19 protein-coding genes are annotated in these 19,448 nt (G+C 62.8%); 7 read left to right on the top strand and 12 right to left on the bottom strand.

Annotated features, from left to right (window positions below; all coding sequences use genetic code 11):
* The 12 genes from QZ638_RS14995 to QZ638_RS14940 all read right to left on the bottom strand — a co-directional run.
* On the bottom strand, positions 1-2,366 hold a 2,366-nt coding region (locus QZ638_RS14995), incomplete at its 3' end, for an MG2 domain-containing protein (RefSeq protein ID WP_295812063.1).
* Between the two features lie 92 nt (positions 2,367-2,458).
* The gene (locus QZ638_RS14990; protein WP_295812061.1) at positions 2,459-3,232 is read right to left on the bottom strand and encodes an aspartate/glutamate racemase family protein; all 774 of its coding nucleotides are present in this window, start codon (positions 3,230-3,232) and stop codon (positions 2,459-2,461) included.
* Positions 3,233-3,236: 4 nt separating this feature from the next.
* Positions 3,237-4,553: a TRAP transporter large permease gene (locus QZ638_RS14985; protein WP_295812060.1), complete on the bottom strand. Its 1,317-nt coding sequence runs from the start codon at positions 4,551-4,553 to the stop codon at positions 3,237-3,239.
* Positions 4,553-5,050, bottom strand: a complete 498-nt coding sequence (locus tag QZ638_RS14980) for a TRAP transporter small permease (RefSeq protein WP_295812059.1) — start codon at positions 5,048-5,050, stop codon at positions 4,553-4,555. Before QZ638_RS14980 ends, QZ638_RS14985 begins: the two co-directional genes overlap by 1 nt.
* A 60-nt stretch (positions 5,051-5,110) precedes the next feature.
* On the bottom strand, positions 5,111-6,124 hold the full coding sequence (gene dctP / locus QZ638_RS14975) for a TRAP transporter substrate-binding protein DctP (protein WP_295812057.1): 1,014 nt from the start codon (positions 6,122-6,124) through the stop codon (positions 5,111-5,113).
* A 57-nt stretch (positions 6,125-6,181) separates the two neighbouring features.
* Positions 6,182-7,165: a 3-hydroxybutyryl-CoA dehydrogenase gene (locus QZ638_RS14970; protein ID WP_295812056.1), complete on the bottom strand. Its 984-nt coding sequence runs from the start codon at positions 7,163-7,165 to the stop codon at positions 6,182-6,184.
* Positions 7,165-8,241, bottom strand: a complete 1,077-nt coding sequence (locus QZ638_RS14965; protein ID WP_295812053.1) for an NAD/NADP-dependent octopine/nopaline dehydrogenase family protein — start codon at positions 8,239-8,241, stop codon at positions 7,165-7,167. The genes QZ638_RS14970 and QZ638_RS14965 overlap by 1 nt, the downstream gene beginning before the upstream one ends.
* 46 nt (positions 8,242-8,287) lie before the next feature.
* On the bottom strand, positions 8,288-8,731 hold the full coding sequence (locus QZ638_RS14960) for a RidA family protein (RefSeq protein WP_295812051.1): 444 nt from the start codon (positions 8,729-8,731) through the stop codon (positions 8,288-8,290).
* On the bottom strand, positions 8,728-9,252 hold the full coding sequence (locus tag QZ638_RS14955; RefSeq protein ID WP_295812048.1) for a MarR family winged helix-turn-helix transcriptional regulator: 525 nt from the start codon (positions 9,250-9,252) through the stop codon (positions 8,728-8,730). The genes QZ638_RS14960 and QZ638_RS14955 overlap by 4 nt, the downstream gene beginning before the upstream one ends.
* A gap of 12 nt (positions 9,253-9,264) precedes the next feature.
* The gene (locus tag QZ638_RS14950) at positions 9,265-10,551 is read right to left on the bottom strand and encodes a TRAP transporter large permease (protein WP_295812046.1); all 1,287 of its coding nucleotides are present in this window, start codon (positions 10,549-10,551) and stop codon (positions 9,265-9,267) included.
* A complete protein-coding gene (locus QZ638_RS14945; RefSeq protein ID WP_295812041.1) occupies positions 10,551-11,060 on the bottom strand; it encodes a TRAP transporter small permease in 510 nt (169 codons plus the stop codon). Before QZ638_RS14945 ends, QZ638_RS14950 begins: the two co-directional genes overlap by 1 nt.
* Positions 11,060-12,085, bottom strand: coding sequence for a TRAP transporter substrate-binding protein (locus QZ638_RS14940; protein ID WP_295812039.1), 1,026 nt, complete (start codon positions 12,083-12,085; stop codon positions 11,060-11,062). The genes QZ638_RS14945 and QZ638_RS14940 overlap by 1 nt, the downstream gene beginning before the upstream one ends.
* A gap of 207 nt (positions 12,086-12,292) precedes the next feature.
* Here QZ638_RS14940 and QZ638_RS14935 point away from each other — a divergent pair, with 207 nt between their 5' ends.
* The 7 genes from QZ638_RS14935 to QZ638_RS14905 all read left to right on the top strand — a co-directional run.
* Positions 12,293-13,258, top strand: coding sequence for a PDR/VanB family oxidoreductase (locus QZ638_RS14935; protein WP_295812036.1), 966 nt, complete (start codon positions 12,293-12,295; stop codon positions 13,256-13,258).
* Positions 13,259-13,294: 36 nt separating this feature from the next.
* Positions 13,295-14,626 (top strand): aromatic ring-hydroxylating dioxygenase subunit alpha, encoded by a 1,332-nt coding sequence (locus tag QZ638_RS14930; RefSeq protein WP_295812033.1) that lies wholly within the window; start codon positions 13,295-13,297, stop codon positions 14,624-14,626.
* Entirely contained in the window at positions 14,626-15,108 is a 483-nt protein-coding gene (locus QZ638_RS14925) for an aromatic-ring-hydroxylating dioxygenase subunit beta (protein WP_295812030.1), read from the top strand. The genes QZ638_RS14930 and QZ638_RS14925 overlap by 1 nt, the downstream gene beginning before the upstream one ends.
* 13 nt (positions 15,109-15,121) lie before the next feature.
* Positions 15,122-16,762, top strand: coding sequence for an AMP-binding protein (locus tag QZ638_RS14920; protein ID WP_295812027.1), 1,641 nt, complete (start codon positions 15,122-15,124; stop codon positions 16,760-16,762).
* Positions 16,762-17,946, top strand: coding sequence for a thiolase family protein (locus QZ638_RS14915; protein WP_295812025.1), 1,185 nt, complete (start codon positions 16,762-16,764; stop codon positions 17,944-17,946). The genes QZ638_RS14920 and QZ638_RS14915 overlap by 1 nt, the downstream gene beginning before the upstream one ends.
* Positions 17,943-19,202 carry an SDR family NAD(P)-dependent oxidoreductase gene (locus QZ638_RS14910; protein WP_295812023.1) on the top strand — a complete coding sequence of 420 codons (1,260 nt, stop codon included), beginning with the start codon at positions 17,943-17,945 and terminating at the stop codon, positions 19,200-19,202. The genes QZ638_RS14915 and QZ638_RS14910 overlap by 4 nt, the downstream gene beginning before the upstream one ends.
* A partial coding sequence (locus QZ638_RS14905) for a cyclase family protein (protein ID WP_366936245.1) occupies positions 19,199-19,448 on the top strand: 250 nt, incomplete at its 3' end. The genes QZ638_RS14910 and QZ638_RS14905, both read left to right, overlap by 4 nt.

Below are 19,448 nucleotides of genomic sequence, written 5' to 3'. Positions count from 1 at the left end.
CCGTCCAACGTAACCGGAAAGGTCGCTGCGCCGTTCGCATCGGTCTCCGGCAAACCGGGCAGCGAAACGCGCAGCGCCTCCACGTCCTCTTCGTCATCGAGGCCGAAGACATAGCCCGGGAAGGCTTTCCACTCGCGTGTCGGCGCGACCGTCAGTTCGCCTTCAAGCGCAAGCCCCGCCGCCGGCGCGCCATAAAGATAGCGGCCATCGACGGTTACGTCCGTCGCACCGCCGACCGGCATGCTCGCATGGTCGCTCTCGAGTTCGAACTCCGTGCGATCGGGCACAAAATCCTCAACCAGAAAATTCTTTTCCGCCAATGCCGGCTTCTTCGGATCGGCATAGATCCCGAGTGCCCAAGTGCCGCGCATCGCATTGTCCGGCAGCGACAGATCCACCGCGTGACCGCCGAGCGCCGCCCCATCGGAAACGACGCGCCTGTCCTCGACACCGTCAGGGCGGCGGAAAATGAAGGTGAGCGGCAGATCTTCCACCGCGTCGGACGCGGGATTGCGTGTCAGCGCCGTCGCATACACCGTCTCCCCGGCGCGATAGATGCCGCGCTCCGTCCACGCGAACACGTCGAGCGGGCCGGGCGAAGGACGCCCCGTCACGCCACGATCCGAAAGATCGAAGCCCGCTCGTGTCATATCGAGGAAGACGAAATCGTCGTTACCCTTTTGCGCGATGATGGCGGCCGGTGCGAGCCCGGCGGTGCCGCGCGCGAGACCGGGATCGAAGCGCGCATGGCCATCGCCGTCCGTTTCGGCTTCCCCGAGAATCTCGTTGTTGCGGGCGAGAAGTCTCAGTTTCAATCCATCGAGCGGCGCAGCGCTTGCAAGCGAACGCGCAAAAACCGAAAGCCCGTCCTCGCCCGCGAAGGTGGAAAGCCCGATATCGGACACGAGAAACCATTGCGTCGCCCGGTCGTCCCAGTCCTGACTCCGATCGCCGGCCGGCACCGCCGTCATCATGTAAACACCTGGCTTGCGTTCAGGCACCGCATCGTCGATGGGGATGCTGGTGACCACGTCCCCGTTCAGCTCGGTGTCGATTTCGATTGTGCCTTCCCAGACCGGCGCACCCATCTCATCGGACACTTCGTTCGCACCATACGCATTGAGCTGGCGCAAGAATTGACCTTCGCTCAGCAGACGTGCCAGCGCGCGATCGCCGACGCGGTAGACGGAAAGCGCCGCGCTATCGGCATTCACCGAAACGAGCGGAATGCCCCGGCGCGCCGAGGACGGCAGCACGAAATTGTCGCCGGTAAAGCGCAGCGACGGCGCGCGGTCGCGTATGTAGATCTTCAGCGGGACGGGCTCAGCAATCACTTCACCGATGGCCGCCGGCAGGCCCTGCCGGATGACGATGCGATACTGGTCGCCATGCTTCAGACCGCTGACGCAAAGCTCCTTGCCGCTGCGGTCGACAGCGAAGGAGCGCAGATTGTCGACGGTGACGAACTGAGCATAGTCGACACCGCTTTTCACCAGTTCCTCGGAAAACTGCACGCAGACGCGCGGGGTGGCGCTGTCGGAATCCACCGAATGGTCGACCACGCGAAAACCCTTGCGGCGCTTCAAGTCGGCATAGGCTGCCTGAATATCGGGCGCGCTTCTGAGCGCCAGGCTTGCCTCATAGGCACTGATCGCCGGGCGGAACAAGTTGCGCCGTTCGAGCGCGGGCGCGAGGACCGCAAGCGCCTCGGCGCGTTCGTCCCCGGTGCGCGACAGATTGTAGGCGGTGACGGCAGCGCCGGTCCCGGCACGCTGCAACCGGTAAAGATTCATCTCGCCGGCCGGCTGGGCGACTGTTGCAGCACGCGCAAGCGCCGACCAGACCGTCGCGTTTTGCGGCTCCACCAGCGCGGCGACTGCATAGGAGCGCATCGCACCGAGGGCATCGCCATTTGCCATGGCCTGACCGCCATCGGACGAGAGGGCAACGAATCCGACATTGTCGGGGCGGACGGTGCGCTCCACTTCGGCGCGGTAGTCGTCAGCCTCGCGCAGTATATGCTCGGGAACAAAGCGAAGGGCGGGGGGCGCGCCGAGGTCAGGGGCAGCACCACTCACCAGAACCTTGCCGGCCACTGCGCCGTCAAACGGATTGAGGCGATTGAAATCCGACTTAAGGAAACACCACTGAGCGCTGGGGTTGTAGGTGAACGCCCGACACTGCGAATCGGCCAGGCACACTGCCTTGCATTGATCGAGCGAGACATCTTTTTCGGTGCGCAGATCGAAACCGAAATAATCCGCGTTCTCAGTGGTCACAATGCGGCGCGCATCCTGCGCCATCGCAGAGGCCACGAAGCCGAGGACAAGAATGAGAAACAGGGAGAGTCCGCGTGCCGCACGCATAGCAATCCTCCAGGCGCTGCCGGTGTCGTCCCCACGATATTGGGACAGCTTTGCAAAAGCCAGTCAACAGACCCGGAGAATTATCGGCTTGCTTATAGTCCCTTCGGATGGGTCATGAACTCTTCAATGATCTCTTCCGGCGGCTTGACGAAATCCGAAGTGCGGCTGACGCCGAGGCCGGTGAGCGCCCGCAGCTTCACGGCCATTTCCGCCAGTTTCACGACAATGGGAATGCCGTTGATCACCGGCGCGCCATCCACCCGATGTGCCTGCAATTGAGAGAACAGAAGCATGGGAATGCCACCGCCCGGGATGAGCACATCCACGCCGTCGCGCACCAGCGGCCGTGCCTGCTCTTCAAACAATGCGCGAACGGTTTCCAGCCGCTCGTCGGAGCCGAAGGCGGCAAGGATCTGCCCCGGCTCGAAATCCATGGCGTGAACGCCGGTCACCCGCTCTCCCAGACCGTATTTGCCGATCTGGTGGTGAAACCAGGGAATGTAGCGGCGGTTGATGGTGACGATGCCCGAGCGCTGGCCGAGCTGGCAGGCATGCAGCATGGACGCCTCGCCCATGCCCAGCACCGGAATGTCGACCACGGAGCGCGCTTCATAAAGGCCCGCGTCCTGAAAGTGACCGATGATGAAAGCGTCGTAGCCCCCACGCTCGGCCCGCACCGCATTGCAGATCACCTCGCGCGCGCAGCGAAACTCGACAATCGCGTGGGCGTAGCTGTCATGCGGGGTGATGCCCTTGATGTCGATCTCTGTGCCGGGGTCGACAATCGCGTCGAGATGCTTCCTGAGTTCATCCCAGTAGCCCGCGCCGTTCTCGTAATCGACATAGCTCTGATACCAGATCTTCATGATGTCAGCTCCTGATGAGACCCGGCAGCCACAGGGCCAATTGCGGGAAAAGCGCGAGCAGCACGACCAAAAGCAGCGTGCAGGCGATATAGGGGAGTGCCGCGCGCGCCACCTGGCCGATGGTGGTGCCTGCCGGGCTCACGCCCACCATAACGAAGAGCAGAAGACCGAAGGGCGGGGTCGCTAGGCTCAGCTCCAGCGCCAGAAGCATCACCACGCCGAACCATATCTGATCGAACCCGTAAAGGCTCACCAGCGGCATGAAAATGGGCAGGGTCAGCATCATGATCGAGAGCTGATCCATGAACATGCCGAGCAGCAGCAAGACGAGGAACATGACAGCCAGCACCACATAGGCATTGAGCTCGAAACTGGTGGCAAACGCGATCAGCCCGGAGGACGCGCCGGAGAAGGCAAGGATCTGCGAAAAGGTCGTGGAGCCCACGATGATCATCAGCATCATGGCCGACACTTTCAGCGTCCCGGTCAAGGAGCGAACGACGGCTTCCCAGCTCAGAGTGCGATAGCAGGCCGCAAGCACCACCACCGACAGCGCACCGAAGGCAGCGGATTCGGTCGGCGTCGCCCAGCCGAGCAGGATCAGCCCGACCACGGCGAACACAACGATGCCCATCGGAAGCACATCCACCAGAAGCGCGCGGGCAATTTCGGGGAAGCGCGCCCGTTCAGCCGCATAGCCGGGTGCCGCTTCGGGATCGAGCGCGATCTGCATACGGATCGTCGCGATGAACAGCGCCGCAAGCAGAAGCCCCGGCACCAGCCCGGCAATCAGCAGCGCGCCGACATCGATGCGCGCCAGCGAACCGAGCAGCACCGCCAGCGAGGATGGCGGAATGATCATCGCCAACCCACCGGTCGCCAGTATCGGCCCCATGATCATGTGCGGCTTGTATCCGCGCTTGATCATGTCGGGCATCAGCGTCGTGCCGAGCATCGCCGTGTTGGCCATGGACGATCCCGACAGGGTGGCGAAGATCGTGCCGCCGCCAACCGTCAAATAAGAAAGCCGTCCCTTGATGCCGCCGAAGCACTTGTCGAGCGCGTCGAACACGCGGATGGCGAGCCCGGTGTGAAACAGAAGCTCGCCCATGATGAGGAACAGCGGCACCGGCACCAGCGCGAAGCTGGTGACGGATGTGGTGGCATTGGCGACAAGCTGGTCGATGCCGATCATGCCGCCCATGAAGATGTAGACGCCGACGATGTTGATCGCGAGAAAGGCGATGGCCACCGGCATGCCGAAGAACATCAGGAACAGGAGCCCGCCGATCATCAGGAGGGCGGCTTCATACCAGACCATCAGTGCGCTCCTCCGCTGCCGGTGTACGTTTCGCCGCGAAGCAGCATGCGCAGGAACTCGAGCGCCATAAGGCCGAAGCCCACCGAAAGCATGGCATATAGCACCCAGGAGGGTATGTTGATGGAGCGCATGTCGACCGCGCGCGACTGCACCATTTCCAGCCCCACCGCAGCCGAGCGCCAGCACAGGAGGCCGAGCGTCACAATGGCCAGGCCAAGGACGACGCGGCCCGCCAGAAGGCGCATGGTTTCGGGCATCGCCGCCACGAAAGAGGAGATCGCCACATGACCGTTGTTGCGAACCAGCCAGGGTGCGGCGGCCATGGTTGAAAAAAGCATCACATACTCGACGATGGCGCTCGTCGACTGGAACGGCCGGAAACCGGTGTTGCGCAGCACGACATCGACGATGATCGCGAGCGAAATGAAAACGAGACTGGCTGCGCCCAGCACAGCCAATCCGGTGATAATCCAGTTGTAGAGGCGTATCAGAAACATGGCGCGCAGCTTTTCAAAGGGAGTGCGGCGGAGACCGGTCAGGCCCCCGCCGGTACGGAATCAGCGGTCGTAATAGGCTTCGCGCAATGCGTCGTAATATTCCGACCCTGAATCCTTCATGCGCTTCCAGGCGCTGTCATAGGCGAGATCCAGGAATTTCGCCTGTGCATCGCCTTCCAGTTCGATGACCTCCATGCCGTTCTCGCGGACCGCTTTGTCGGTTTCCTCGATCACCTTCTGGAAGTTTTCGTAGGAAGTCTGCTCATACTCGGCCGCGGCATCATTGATGATCTTCTTCGCCTCGTCGCTCAGGCCGTCCCATTTGGCGGGGTTCACCACCACGGCGAGGTCCGTCTGGAAGAAACCCGGATCGATACGGTAGCGCAGGAACTTGTCCCAGGAGAGATCCTGAATGCCGACGATGGGCCAGCCCGAACCGTCGAACGTGCTGCGCTCGAGCCCGGTATAGACATCCGGAACCGGAACGGAGACGGGAATGGCACCCAGCGCCTCGAAGAACGAGTTGTAAATCGGTTGCGAGCGAATGCGCTGACCGTCGAGATCGATGCCGCCATCGTCGGTCCGCTTCGGTTCGTTGATCGTGTAGATGTAAAACTGAACGCCGGTGTCGAGATGGGCGAGCAGGTTCACACCCAGTTTCTGCGAAAAGGCTTCCTGCATGGTTTCGAAGCCGCCGTTTTCGCGTGCTTCGGCCGCCGTGACGGTGGACCCCACCCAGGCATCCGCCTCCGGCATGGTGCCCAGATAATAGGAGGCCGGCCCATACTGCATGTCGATGACACCGCGACGCACCGCGTCCACCTGCTGGTTTGGCGGGAACATCTCCGGGCCGCCCGCATAATTGATCTGTACGACGCCCTTGCCGCGCTCGTTTACAAGATCGACAAAGCCCTTGAAGCTTTGCGAGAAGGCGAGCGATTGCGGAAAGGCTGAAATCGCCCTGAGCGTTTCCTGAGCATTGGCCTGTCCGACAAGAGCAATGCTCGTGAGCGCGGTTGCAAGAAGGCCGTTTCTGACAGTCCTGGCGATCGAGCTGGTCGTAGCTTGGTACATTTTCCGTCCTCTCTGGTTTTCCGGGCTTGTCCCGCCCGGTCTGGTTTCAATTGCTCCCTAAAGCACCGGGGGCCGCACGAGCCCGGCATTGTCGAGCGCCTTCAAGAAAGCGGCCATGCGGCGCTGTCGGTAGGCATCGACATCCATATCGGCATAGTCGAAAAACCCGGAACCGGTCTTCAGACCAATCCGGCCCTCCTCCATGTTGCGACCAATAATATCCGGGGCGGCATAGCGCTCATCGTCAAACGCACCGGCAAGATAGCGGCTCGCATAATAGAGAATGTCGCCACCGCCCCAGTCGATGAACTCCAAGAGGCCAAGCACGCCGAAACGCAGGCCGAAACCGTAGGTGACCGCCTTGTCGACATCCTCGGCACTCGCAACGCCTTCCTCCACGATCCGCGCCGCCTCGTTCATGGCAAGCGCCTGAATGCGCGGCACAATGTAACCCGGCGACGCCTTGCAGACGATCGGCACCTTGCCGATGCCTTCAAGAAACGCGCGTACGAAAGCCGTCGTCTCTTCGGTGGTTTCGTTGGCTGGGCTCAATTCCACCAGCGGCATCAGAAAGGCCGGGTTCAGCCAGTGCGCATTGAGAAAGCGCTCGGGCGCAGCGGTGAAGCCCGCCAATTCCGTCGACAGCATGGTCGAGGTGGTGGACGCGAGAACGGCGTCGCCTTCGGCATGGGTGTCGAACAGCGCAAACGCATCGCGCTTGGCGTTCGCCACCTCGGGCACACCCTCGAACACGATGCGCACGCCGGCAAGACCGGCCGCCGCCTCGCCACGCGGCACGACGCTGACCCGATCCATGATCTGCGGAACGGCATCCACCCTGAAAGCACCGAGTGCTGCGATGGAGGCGAGCGCCGTGCGAATTTCCTCCAGTGCCTCGTCGCGCAGTTTGGCAAAGGCCTCGGCATCGCGCTCCTTGGCGTCGATCAGGCGCACCTCGTGGCCGGCATAGGCGACACATTGGGCAATGCCCCGGCCCATGCGCCCGGCGCCGATGCAGGCGATGGTCACGTCGCCAGCCATCACAGGCCCTCGCGCAGCATGGTCTGCACCGCCTCGCGGCTTTCGCCGGCAAGCCCGATCTTCTCCATCGTGCGGCCTTCACTGCGGAAGTCGCGCCCGGCCACCGCGCCGGCAATGGCGAGAAGTCCGGCCGCCACCGGACAGGGCACGCCCGCCCATTCACCGACGGAAACCATGAAGGCGAGCCCCATGCCCACATCCTCCAGCATGTAGCGGTGGGATTTCAGGTCCAGTTTCTCGTGCCAGTCACCGGAATCCACCAGCTTGTCATGGGCCAGATTGCCATACATCCAGTTGCTGGTCTCGTAGTGATCGGCGAGCGGGAAATGCGGCGCGCCATAGCCCAGCGCTTCGCGGATCGCCATGCGCTCATTGTCCAGCGCGGTGTGCGTGCGGCGGATGGAGGGCTGCGTGCCCTCATTGTGAATGTCCCAGCGGTCGAAATGCTCGATGGGACCGGCATTCATCAGGATCAGCGGCGGGTGGATGATCGGGCCGGCATTCATCAGCGCGCCCGACAAAGCATCCTCAACGGGCTCGATGGAGGCCGGGAACACAGCTGCAATCGCCTTGATCGCGCGATCGGTATGCCGCGCCGGAAGCACGCCGGTCGGCAGGCGCGAAGCCCGCGTCGTCACGCGCACTTCGAGCGGCCCCTGCTTGCGCGTCAGCCAGGGCAGCGTGCCCGTCTCGGCAATTGCGATGTCGGCCTTGGAATCCGCTTCGCGAATCCGCTTCATCATCAGGTAGGAGCCAAACGTGCCCGGCGGCAGGTAGATCACCTGCCCATCCTCCAGATGCGGCGCGAGCTTCGTGGCAATATCCTCCTGCGCAAAGGCCGGCGTCGGCGCGACGATCAGCTCCGCGCCTTTTAAAGCCGCAGCGAGATCGTCGGTCGGCACGACCGCGATCTTCCGGCTGCCCTCGTGGTCGGTCAGGGTGATGCCGCCAGCCTTCTCGACATCGGCAAAACTGGCGCGGTCGCGCCGCCACCAGCGGACATCATGGCCCGCCTCGGCAAAATCCGCAGCCGCAGCATAAGAGCCGTTGCCTCCGCCCAGAACCGCTACTTTCATTCCTGTACTCCCCTCATTGCCGCGCATTTTTTTGCTGATGGTTGTTCTACTTTTGAGCAGGCAAAACCGCCGTCGCCTCGATCTCCACAAGCGCGTCACGCTCGACGAGGCGCGTTACTTCGACGGTCGCCATGGCCGGAAAACATCGGCCGAACACGTCGCGATACGCCCGTCCGAGCCCTTTCGGATCGGCGAGATATTCCTCCACGCTGGTCACATACCAAGTGAGACGGGTAAGATGCTCGGGTCCGGCTCCGGCGGCGGCCAACACATCGCGGATGTTGCGAAACGTCTGATGCGCCTGCGCAACGAACCCCTCGGGAAACCGTCCTTCCTGATCCCAGCCGACCAGACCGCCCGTATGAATAAGACCGCCATCGGTCATCACGGCATTGGCATAGCCTTTCGGCGTCGGCCAACCTTCGGGGTGGACGGTCTCGTGCACGAGCCGCAATTCGGACGTGCCGCTGGCCGTGGTGGGTTCGCTCATGTCGGTCTTGCCTCCAGTTCAACCGGCGCTGCGGCTGGCGCCGCCGACACGCGGCTGCCGGCGCGGTAAAGCGCGTGTATGTGCTTCAATGCATCTTTCAGAAGTGCCGCTTCGCCGGGACGCAGTCTGGCGATAATCGCATGCTCGTGCGCCCGTGCCTGATCCACCAGCCGCGCGCCCAGAGCTCTTCCGGCGGCCGTCAGGAACACACGCACGCGCCTCCGGTCGCGTTCGTCGCTCCTGCGTTTCACCAACCCCTTTGCCGCCATCTGATCGACGATCTTGGTCAGGTGCGACTGTTCGATGAGCGCAAGCTGTGCCAGTTGCGTAACCATTTGCCCGTCCTCGTCGCTGAGGCAGGCGAGGATGCGCCATTCCGGCACGCGCAGCCCCTGCTCGCGCACATGGGCGTGAAAGTCCGCGCTGGCGGCGTCGCTTGCCGCGGCGAGCAGATAAAGCAGATAATCTCCGACAAATCCGGTATTGTCGTCGATTTCGATCCTGTCTTCGTCTTTCGCCATCGTTCCTTCCGGTCACATGGAATTGGGGATCAAGAGCGCCATCGCCGGCAGCGCGATCAAAAGTCCGAGGCGCACCACATCCATGGCCACGAACGGGACGATGCCGGCGAAAATCCGCTCCAGGGGAATGTCCGGCGCGACGGTGCGCATGACGAAGACATTCATGCCGATGGGCGGTGTTATGAAGCTGAGTTCGGTGGCGATCACCACGAAAATGCCGAACCAGATCGGATCGAAGCCGAGGCCGGTGACGATCGGAAACAGGATCGGCACGGTGAGCGTGATCATCGAAATGCTCTCGAGCAGACAGCCCAGCACCAGATAGATGAGCACGATCATGAAGATGACCGAATAAGGTCCAACGCCGAGCGCGTTGATCCAACTTCTCAGATCGCTCGTCAGACCGGAGAAGTTTACGTAGTTCAGGAAATAGAGCGCGCCGAACAGGATGAAGAACATCACCGCCGTGGTTTTTGCCGTGTCGAACAGCGTGGAAAGCGTGGCCCGCAAGGTCAGACGGCCACGCATGAAGGTAAGCAGAAAGGCGCCCCCCGCGCCCATGCCCGCAGCTTCGGTTGCCGTGAACACACCGAGATAGATGCCGCCCAGGACGAAGACGAACAGCGCCAGCGCCCAGACCACGCCGCGCAAAGCCTGAAAACGCTCGACCAGCGGCAGTTTGGGTTGCGTTTCGAGTTCCTCGCGATGGACGACCAGCGACAGGCGGACGGCAATCATGTAGCCGACAACGCCGACCAGTCCCGGCAGCACCCCGGCCAGAAACAGCTTGCCGATGTTCTGCTGGGTCAGAATGCCGTAGATGACAAGGATCACCGATGGCGGGATCAGAATGCCGAGCGTTCCGCCCGCAGCGATGGACGAAGCGGCCAACCGGTCGGAATAGCCGTATTTGCGCATCGCCGGAAGCGAGATGCGGGCCATGGTGGCCGTGGTGGCGAGCGACGAGCCGCACACCGAGGAAAAGCCGCCGCAAGCGACGATGGTGGCCATGGCGAGCCCGCCCTTGCGGTGACGTAACCACGCATTCGCCGCCGCATAAAGGTCGCCGGCAACGCCCGACTGCACCACAAGATTGCCCATGAGCAGGAAGAGCGGCACCACGGACAGCGTATAGCTGCGGCCACTGTCGAAGAAGACCTGCCCCAACATCGACAGTGCCGGATGCCAGCCGACGATGGAAACGACGCCGATCAGCCCGACAGCGGTCATCGCAAAGGCTATCGGCACGCCGGCGAAGATAAGCGTGAGCAGCAACGCCATCCCGATCGGCCAGGCCATCAGACGCCCCCGCCATCGCTTTTTGGCAAACGCAACACTGCCATAAAGAATGTGATCACCGCACAAAGGCCGGCAATGATTGCCGTCGCCTTGGCGAACGGCCCGAGCGGTGCGCGTAGATACACCGTCACCTCGTTGTAGCTCTCAAGCTGGGCTCCGTGCTTCCAGAGCTGCCAGGACACGAGGCCCAACACCATGGCGACGAGCAAGCGCGCGAGATTGAGTTGCAGGTGCGCGGCCACGCCTTTCAGGTTTGCCGTGACGAGATCGACACTGATGTGACCGTCGTCCAGGCACACCGCAGGCAACCCCATGAACACGATCGCCATCAGGAGAATTTCCGTATACTCCGCAGCTCCCGGCAGCGGCGACGACAGGAGGTAACGGCCGATCACATCGACCACCGTCACCAGCGTCAAAGCCACGAGAAATGCGCCGCAAAGCACGGCGGTCGCCAATCGCAGCCACCGCCTTGCCCGTATTGCGATCTGCCCGGAGCGAGCTGTCATTACTCAGCCGCCACCGCTTCGATTTCCTGCTTGAGCTTGCCCAGGACAGCCTCGAAATCGAGCCCCTTGGCCTCATAGGCCTTGGCCAACTCGTCGAACATCGGCTGGGTTTTTTCACGCAGTCCGGTGAGTTCTTCCTCTGTGGCGTCGTGGAAATCGACGGTCGAGCCGATGACTTCCATGCCGGCCGCATCCGCGGCATCCCACGCCTGACCGGCCATGCGCGAGAACGCCTCGCCCGAAACTTCTTCGATTGCCGCCTTGTCTTCATCCGACAGGCTGTCGAACTTCGCCTTGTTCATCACGAAAAAGAACGAGACGTTGTACAGACCGCCGGGAACCCTGAGCGCCTTGTCGACCAGCGTTTCAAGCTTGAAGAACGGCACGGACTCGACCGGAAAAAAGATGCCGTCGGCAATGCCGCCCGAAAGGATCTCGTAAGATTGCGGCGACGGCGCCTGGATCGACACCATGTCCATCGCTTCGGCGAGCTTGTTGGTGATGTTGCCGGCAACGCGGATCTTCGCACCCGACAAGTCCGACAGCGGCGAGACAGGCTTACCCTTGGTGAAGAGAAGCCCCGGTCCGTGACCGAACACGCCCAGCACCTTGGTGCCACGATGCTCCTCGGCCTGGGCAAGATCGCTCTCGAACACACGCCAGAAGGCCACCGAAAGGCTCTCCGACGTATCGGCGAGGAACGGCATCTCGGCGATTTCGGTCAGAGTGAAGCGTCCGGGCGTATAACCATGAACGCCGAATGTCAGATCGACGGCACCGTTGGCGGCCAGATCGAAATGTGCCGGAGGCGGCCCTAGCGGCGCGTCGAGAATCTGGACCTCGATCCGTCCGTCGCTGGCTTCCTTCAGCTTTTCCGCCCAGGGAAGCATCATGTCCCTGACGATCGGATGAGATGGCGGCAGCCAGTTCGACATGCGCAGGACCGTCTCCTGCGCCATGGCGCCAAAGCTCATGGCCGTCGATAAAATAGATGCAGATACAAGCGTTTTGATCATGCGCGTCATCGTTGTTCCTCCCATGACGGCCTCCTCCAGTGCATGAGGCTTCCACAAGTTTTGATGCTCTTCAAGCTTAAAAAGATGAAATTTCACTTTTTTAGGTTTGAAGCTTGACAGGCAAAAATATGCGAATTCATATTAATTGAATACTGTGGCCAGCTGCTCGCCCGCCGATGAGCCAATGGAGGTGCCGCAGAGGAGGAGATACCGGCAATGAGCGATTTGAAGCTCAAGGTGCGCACGAGCGAAGCGCTGACCCCGCACATTCGAACCCTGGAGCTGGAAGCGGCCGACGGCGGCGTCCTGCCCGGCTTCTCGGCCGGCGCGCATATTCGTGTCGTCCTGCCCGACGGCAGCGACCGGCACTATTCGCTGGTCAATGCCTGCGCGGAGTCCGGCATCACCGATACCCCGGACTCCTATCGGCTCGGCGTGCGCCTTGAGGAAGACAGCAAGGGCGGCTCCCGCTTCATGCACGCGCTTAAAGAAGGCGACGTCATCGAAACGTCCGCGCCCCGCAACGATTTCGCTCTCGTGGACACCGACGCGCCCGCTCTTCTTATCGCCGGCGGCATCGGCGTAACGCCGCTCATTTCCATGGCCGCCGAGCTCAAGGCGAAGGGCCGGCCCTTCTCGTTTCATTATGCCGGGCGTTCGCGCACGCTGCTGGCCTTCGTCGACGCACTCGACGCCATCGAGACCACCGCACTCACAATCCATTGCGATGACGAACCGGAAACCTGCATCGACCTGAAAGCCCTGATCGGCACGGCCACGGCGGAGGGGCACATCTATGTGTGCGGGCCGCGCGGCATGATCGAGGCGGTGCGCGAAATCGCCCATGCCCGCGGCATCGCCAAGGATCACGTGCATTTCGAACTGTTCGAGGCGCATGAAGCCGAGGCGGGCGACAAGCCCTTCGAGGTGGAAATAAGCTCTACGGGTCAGGTCTTCACCATCCCGCCGGGCAAGTCCATCATCGAGGTGCTCGAGGAGGAAGGCGTCGACCTGATCTATGATTGCCAGCGCGGCGATTGCGGCATCTGCCAGACGACGGTCCTGTCCGGCATTCCCGATCATCGCGACGTCATCCTCACCGACGACGAACGCGAAGCCAACGACGTCATGCAGATCTGCGTATCACGCGCAAAATCCGACCGGCTCGTCCTCGACCTTTAGGAAACCGGACGGCGGCCAGCAAGGGAGTAGCAAGCCATGAGCCGTTACGCGAACAATCCGCAAGCCATTCAGAACCTGATCCGGCCAACAGAAGTGCACCGCGACGTCTATATCGATCAGGAAGTGTTCGAGCTGGAGATGAAACATCTCTTCGCCAACACCTGGATCTTTGTCGGCCATGAGAGCCAGACGCCCAACAAGGGCGACTACTTTACCACCGAGATCGGCACAAAGCCGGTCATCATGGTGCGGCACTCCGACAACGAGATCTATGTTCTGCACAATCGCTGCCCGCACAAGGGCACGAAGATCGCCATCGACCGCACGGGCAACACCGGCAAGTTTTTCCGCTGCCCTTATCACGCATGGTCGTTCAAGACGAATGGCTGCCTGCTCGCGATCCCGCTGCGCAAGGGCTACAAGGACACCGGGCTCGAAGAGAGCGAATCCGTTCACGGCATGGCCCCGGTCGGCGCGGTGAAAAACTATCGCGGCTTCATCTTCGCCCGTCTCAACAAGGAAGGTCCGGACTTCGAAAGCTTCTTCGGCGAGTCCTTGAGTTCCTTCGACAACATGGTCGACCGCTCGCCGGAGGGCCGCCTGGAAGTGGCCGGCCCGCCGCTGCGCTACATGCATCGCTGCAACTGGAAAATGCTGGTCGAAAACCAGACCGACACCTGCCATCCCATGGTCGCGCATGAAAGCTCCGCTGGCACGGCCATCGACCTGTGGGAGAAGATGGACAAGCCCGAGGGCACACAGAAGCCCATGGCCATGGAGGTGATCGCCCCCTTCATGAGTCCCTACGAATTCTTCGAGAACATGGGCATCCGCACCTGGCCGAACGGCCACGGCCACACCGGCGTGCATCACTCGATCCACTCCGACTATTCGGCCATCCCCGGCTATTTCGAGCAGATGGTCGAGGCCTATGGCGAGGAGCGCGCAAAGGCGATCCTCGGCGAGAACCGCCACAACACGGTCTATTTCCCCAACATCATGATCAAGGGGCCGATCCAGCAATTGCGGCTGTTCACCCCCATTGCCGCCGACAGGACCCTTGTCGAAAGCTACATCTACCGGCTGGTGGGCGCGCCCGACATGCTTCTCGAGCGCACCGCCATGTACAACCGCATGATCAACGCGCCCACCTCCATGGTCGGCCATGACGATCTGGAAATGTATGAGCGCGCGCAGGAGGGCCTCCATTCCGACGGGCTCGAATGGGTCAATGTCCAGCGCCTCTATCAGGAAGGCGAGAATTTCGACGAGATCGCCGTCGAAAACGGCACCACCGAGCGCCAGATGCGCAACCAGTTCCACGCGTGGGAAAAATACATGACGTTGACGATGGAAGGAGACGCGTGATGAAGGCCCCGACCCGCGACGATCTGATCGACTTCGTCTATGAAGAAGCCCGCATGCTGGACGATGGCCGCTTCGACGAATGGCTCGATCTGTGGACCCATGACAGCTTTTACTGGATGCCGCTCGACTACAATCAGGAAGACGCCAAACACGTTACCTCGCTGCTGCATGAAGACACCTTCATGCGCAAATTGCGCGTTGAGCGCTTCAAGGGCGAGCGCACCTTTTCGCAGAAGCCGAAGACCCGCTGCCATCATGTCCTGAACCGTCCCTTCATCGACCATGTGGACGATGAGAAGGGCGAGTATGTCACCCACACGGCGTTTCACTATGTGGAGACACGGCTCGACGACCAGATCCTGCTCGCCGCCACGGCGCGCCACGAATTGAAACTCATCGAGGGAAAGCTGAAGATCACCCACAAGCGCGTCGATCTGCTCAATTCCGATGCCGCCTTCGGCAATATCCAGATGTTCCTTTGAAAGCGCGCAGCAGATGAAATCGCAGATCCCGCCGTTCGACACCGTGTTCGCGGCCTTTGCCGACACCGCCCGCCGCTGGCCCGAGCGCCCCTTCCTGCACGTGCTGGAGGAGACAGCGACCGTCTACGGCATCCCCGCCGGCGAACTCTCCTATGGCGCAGCCCTCGCCGAGATCGAGCGCCTGAGGGACGCCTATGACGCCGGCGGCTACCGCACCGGGATGCGCGTCATGCTCCTGATGGAAAATCGGCCGGGCTTCTTCCTGCACTGGTTCGCCTTAAATGCGCTCGGGCTCTCGGTCGTGCCGGTCAATCCGGATCTGCAATCTGCCGAGCTGGAATACATGGCCGGCCATGCGCGACCGGTTCTGGCGGTTGCCATTTCAAGCCGCGTGGCGGATCTGGAACAGGCGGCAGCCGCCTCCGGCGTCGGCTTTCCGGTCGTCACGCCAGAGGCCGACACCCCGCCGCTCGATCCACGCTTTGCCGGCATGGAGACGCCGCAGGGCGCACCGCTCACCCGCGAAGCGGCCATGCTCTACACCTCCGGCACCACGGGCAAGCCCAAAGGCTGCGTCCTGTCAAACCTCTATTTCCTGCATTCGGGCCGCTGGTACGCGAAGGCGGGCGGCCTTTGCGCCATGAACGAAGACGGCGAACGCATGATCACGCCGCTGCCGATCTTCCACATGAACGCCATGGCCTATTCGCTGATGGCGATGGTCACGTTCGGCGGCTGCCTCATCGCGCTCGACCGTTTCCACCCGCGCAGCTGGTGGCAGAGCGTGCGTGACAGCCGAGCCACCTGCCTGCATTATCTGGGCGTCATGCCGTCCATTCTCATGAAGGCCGAACCCACGGAACAGGACAGGGCGCACAATGTGCGCTTCGGCTTCGGCGCGGGCATCGATCCCAAGCTGCACGGCCCGTTCGAGGAGCGTTTCGGCATTCCGCTGATCGAAGGCTGGGCGATGACGGAGACGGGGGCCGGCGCGGTCATCGTCGCCAATCACGAGCCCCGCAAGCGCGGCACGAACTGCCTTGGCCAGCCCGGCCCGGACATCGAGGCCCGCGTGGTCGCCGACGACGGCAGCGAGGCAGCCCCCGGCCAGCCCGGCGAACTTCTGGTGCGCCATGCCGGCGAGGATCCGCGTTTCGGCTTCTTCTCCGAATATTACGCCAACCCCGAGGCCACCGCCGAGGCGTGGGAAGGCGGCTGGTTCCACACCGGCGACATCGTCATGCGCGACGCCGATGGCGACTTCTTCTTCGTCGACCGCAAGAAGAACGTGATCCGCCGTTCCGGCGAAAACATCGCCGCCGTTGAGGTGGAATCCTTCCTCATGCAGCATCCCGAGATCAAGGCCGCGGCGGTTGCCGCGGCACCCGACGAGCTGCGCGGCGACGAGGTCTTCGCCTGTCTCGTGGTCGAGAGCGGCGCGCGCAATGAGGCACGCGCCCGCGAGATTGCCGAATGGTGTCTGGACCGCGTCGCCTATTACAAGGTTCCGGGCTACATCGCCTTCGTCGACGCCCTGCCCCTGACCTCGACGCAGAAGATCCAGCGCGGCGAACTGAAAACACTGGTCGCCCGGCTTCTCACCGATCCGGGAACGGTCGACACACGCTCCATGAAGAAAAGGCGCGCGGCCTGATGGCGGGTCGCACCTCAAGACGGATGGGCTATGAGGGCGTGGTGCTCGCCGCGCCCGCCACCACGCCCTATCAGCGTTTCTCCAAGGAAACGGCACATTGGTGGATCGCCCGCGCGCTGCGCCAGTCGCTTCAAAGCGCCGGCCTCAGCCCCCGCGATGTCGACGGCTTCTCGGTTTCAAGCTTCACGCTCTTTCCCGACACGGCAGTGGGGCTGACCCAACATCTCGGCCTCACGCCACGCTGGCTCGATCACATCCCCATGGGCGGGGCAAGCGGCGGCGTGGCGCTCAGGCGTGCAGCCCGCGCCGTGCAGGCGGGCGACGCCGACATCGTCGCCTGCGTTGCCGGCGATACCAACCATGTCGACAGTTTCCGGCGCATGCTCTCAAGCTTCAGCCGCTTCGCGCAGGACGCCTCCTATCCCTATGGTGCAGGCGGGCCGAATGCCTGTTTCGCGCTCCTGACCGATCATTACATGAGCGCCTATGGCGCGACCCGCGAGGATTTCGGACGCATCTGCGTCGCCCAGCGCGACAATGCGCTCCAGAACCCGCACGCGGTGATGAAAAAGCCGCTCACCATGGACCAGTATCTCGGCGCGCGCATGGTCTCCGATCCCATCGCACTGTTCGATTGCGTCATGCCCGTCAGCGGCGCAGAAGCGTTTCTCGTGATGCGAGAGGAGGACGCCCGCGCCGCCGGCCTTCCCTACGCGCATATTCGCGGCAGCATCGAACGCCACAACGCCTTCCCCGAAGACCCGATCCAGATGCGCGGCGGCTGGGCCATGGATATCGACGAGCTTTACGCCATGGCCGACGCCAGGCCCGACGACATGGACCTCTTGCAGACCTATGACGACTACCCGGTTATTTCCATGATGCAGTTCGAGGATCTGGGGTTCTGCAAAAAGGGAGACGGACCGACCTTCGTGCGCGAGCGCGATCTCACCATTGCAGGCGATTTTCCGCACAACACGTCGGGCGGTCAGCTTTCGGCCGGACAGGCGGGAGCCGCCGGCGGCTTCATCGGGATGGTCGAGGCCATCCGCCAGGTCACCGGCACAGCCGGCCCCACCCAGGTGGAAGGTGCCCGAACCGCCATGGTCTCGGGCTTCGGCATGATCAATTACGATCGTGGCGTCTGCTCCAGTGCGGCCATCATTTCAGGAGCGGGGACATGACCGACGCCATCCTGCCGCCGCCGAAAAAGGACCCGCAAAAACGCACCCGCACACAGACACTGCCCTCGGGCCTCAGAAGCCGCGCGGCGCTGGGACTCACGGCGGCTGCCGCCGAAGGGCGCTTCATGCTGCAGGTCTGCGGCGAATGCGGCGCGCTGCAATATCCGCCGCGCGACGCCTGCTCCACCTGCCTGTCGACCGACCTGCCATGGCGCGACATCGACCCGGCGGGCGAACTGATCGCCGAAACCACGGTGCGCACCAGCACCAATACCTATTTCCGCGAACGCACCCCCTGGCGTGTCGGCACCGTCCGGCTCGACGCCGGCCCCTCCGTCATGTGCCATGTCCATGGCGATGTGCCGCGCGGCGGCCGGGTGCGCATCATCAACCGGCTCGACAAGTCGGGCCAGGGCGTTCTCTACGTCCTGCCTCCCGAAGGGACGCCCAACATGGAAGACGATCCGCAACTGCGCGAAATCACCGCCGATCCGAAATTCCGCCGTGTGCTCATCACCGATGCACGCAGCGAAAACGCCGTGGCGCTGGCGGAAGCCTTCGCCAAGGCCGGGGCATCGATCATCTTCATCGGCGAGCCGGAAGGCTGGCGACCCTATCCGCACCGCGCAGCACTCGAGGCGATCCCCAATGTCCAGATCGTGCCGCTCGACGTCACCGACACCGCGTCGGTCGCCGAGCTGGCCGGCGAGATCGGGGGCAAGACGGACATTCTCGTCAACAATGCCCGCTTCGTGCGCCCCGGCGGCATCATGGACCGTGGAGACACCGTGTTCGCCCGCGACGAGATGGAGGTGAACTATCTCGGCCTGATGCGGCTTGCCCAGTCCTTCGGCCCGGCCATGCGCGGGCGCGGCGCAGATGGCGACAACAGCGCCGCCGCCTGGGTCAACATCCTGTCGGTCTACGCTTATTCCAACATGCCGGCCTTTGGCGCGTTTTCCGCATCCAGCGCCGCCGCCTACTCGCTGTCGCAGTGCCTGCGTGCTGAGATGCGCCCCGGCGGCGTGCGCGTGATGAACGTCTATACCGGCCCGACGGATGACGCATGGCACCAGCCCCTGCCGCCGCCCAAGGTCGCGCCCGCAGCACTTGCCCGGGCCATCGTCTCCGGCCTCAAAGACGGGCTGGAAGATGTGTTCGTCGGCGATGTGGCGAAAGACCTGATCGAGCGCTGGCGCACCGGCGCAAAAGTGCTGGAGCGCGAAATGAGCGAAACCGACGGAGGCGGCGCATGACCATCCACGCAACCGATCCATCCGCCCTTCTGGGCAATCTGGCGGAGGCGCTCGCCACCGGCGCAATCGAGGTGGTGGACCTCACCCACACGCTCGATCAGGATTTTCCGGTCATCGTGCTGCCGCCCGAATTCGGCCAGTGCGCCCGCTTCCGCATGGAAGAGGTGTCCGCCTACGACCATCGCGGCCCGGCGTGGAAATGGCACAACTTCACCTGCAGCGAGCACACCGGCACCCATTTCGATG

The organism is uncultured Nitratireductor sp. (assembly GCF_913053745.1).
Lineage (GTDB): Bacteria > Pseudomonadota > Alphaproteobacteria > Rhizobiales > Rhizobiaceae > Nitratireductor.
The sequence above is the reverse complement of the archived record's forward strand: the minus strand, read 5'-3'. Positions and strand labels throughout refer to the sequence as shown.

Coding starts and splice junctions, on each gene's coding strand:
- QZ638_RS14990 (WP_295812061.1), bottom strand. CDS start 3,232: ATGAAGATCTGGTATCAGAGCTATGTCGATTACGAGAACGGCGCGGGC.
- QZ638_RS14985 (WP_295812060.1), bottom strand. CDS start 4,553: ATGGTCTGGTATGAAGCCGCCCTCCTGATGATCGGCGGGCTCCTGTTC.
- QZ638_RS14980 (WP_295812059.1), bottom strand. CDS start 5,050: ATGTTTCTGATACGCCTCTACAACTGGATTATCACCGGATTGGCTGTG.
- dctP (WP_295812057.1), bottom strand. CDS start 6,124: ATGTACCAAGCTACGACCAGCTCGATCGCCAGGACTGTCAGAAACGGC.
- QZ638_RS14970 (WP_295812056.1), bottom strand. CDS start 7,165: ATGGCTGGCGACGTGACCATCGCCTGCATCGGCGCCGGGCGCATGGGC.
- QZ638_RS14965 (WP_295812053.1), bottom strand. CDS start 8,241: ATGAAAGTAGCGGTTCTGGGCGGAGGCAACGGCTCTTATGCTGCGGCT.
- QZ638_RS14960 (WP_295812051.1), bottom strand. CDS start 8,731: ATGAGCGAACCCACCACGGCCAGCGGCACGTCCGAATTGCGGCTCGTG.
- QZ638_RS14955 (WP_295812048.1), bottom strand. CDS start 9,252: ATGGCGAAAGACGAAGACAGGATCGAAATCGACGACAATACCGGATTT.
- QZ638_RS14950 (WP_295812046.1), bottom strand. CDS start 10,551: ATGGCCTGGCCGATCGGGATGGCGTTGCTGCTCACGCTTATCTTCGCC.
- QZ638_RS14945 (WP_295812041.1), bottom strand. CDS start 11,060: ATGACAGCTCGCTCCGGGCAGATCGCAATACGGGCAAGGCGGTGGCTG.
- QZ638_RS14940 (WP_295812039.1), bottom strand. CDS start 12,085: ATGACGCGCATGATCAAAACGCTTGTATCTGCATCTATTTTATCGACG.
- QZ638_RS14935 (WP_295812036.1), top strand. CDS start 12,293: ATGAGCGATTTGAAGCTCAAGGTGCGCACGAGCGAAGCGCTGACCCCG.
- QZ638_RS14930 (WP_295812033.1), top strand. CDS start 13,295: ATGAGCCGTTACGCGAACAATCCGCAAGCCATTCAGAACCTGATCCGG.
- QZ638_RS14925 (WP_295812030.1), top strand. CDS start 14,626: ATGAAGGCCCCGACCCGCGACGATCTGATCGACTTCGTCTATGAAGAA.
- QZ638_RS14920 (WP_295812027.1), top strand. CDS start 15,122: ATGAAATCGCAGATCCCGCCGTTCGACACCGTGTTCGCGGCCTTTGCC.
- QZ638_RS14915 (WP_295812025.1), top strand. CDS start 16,762: ATGGCGGGTCGCACCTCAAGACGGATGGGCTATGAGGGCGTGGTGCTC.
- QZ638_RS14910 (WP_295812023.1), top strand. CDS start 17,943: ATGACCGACGCCATCCTGCCGCCGCCGAAAAAGGACCCGCAAAAACGC.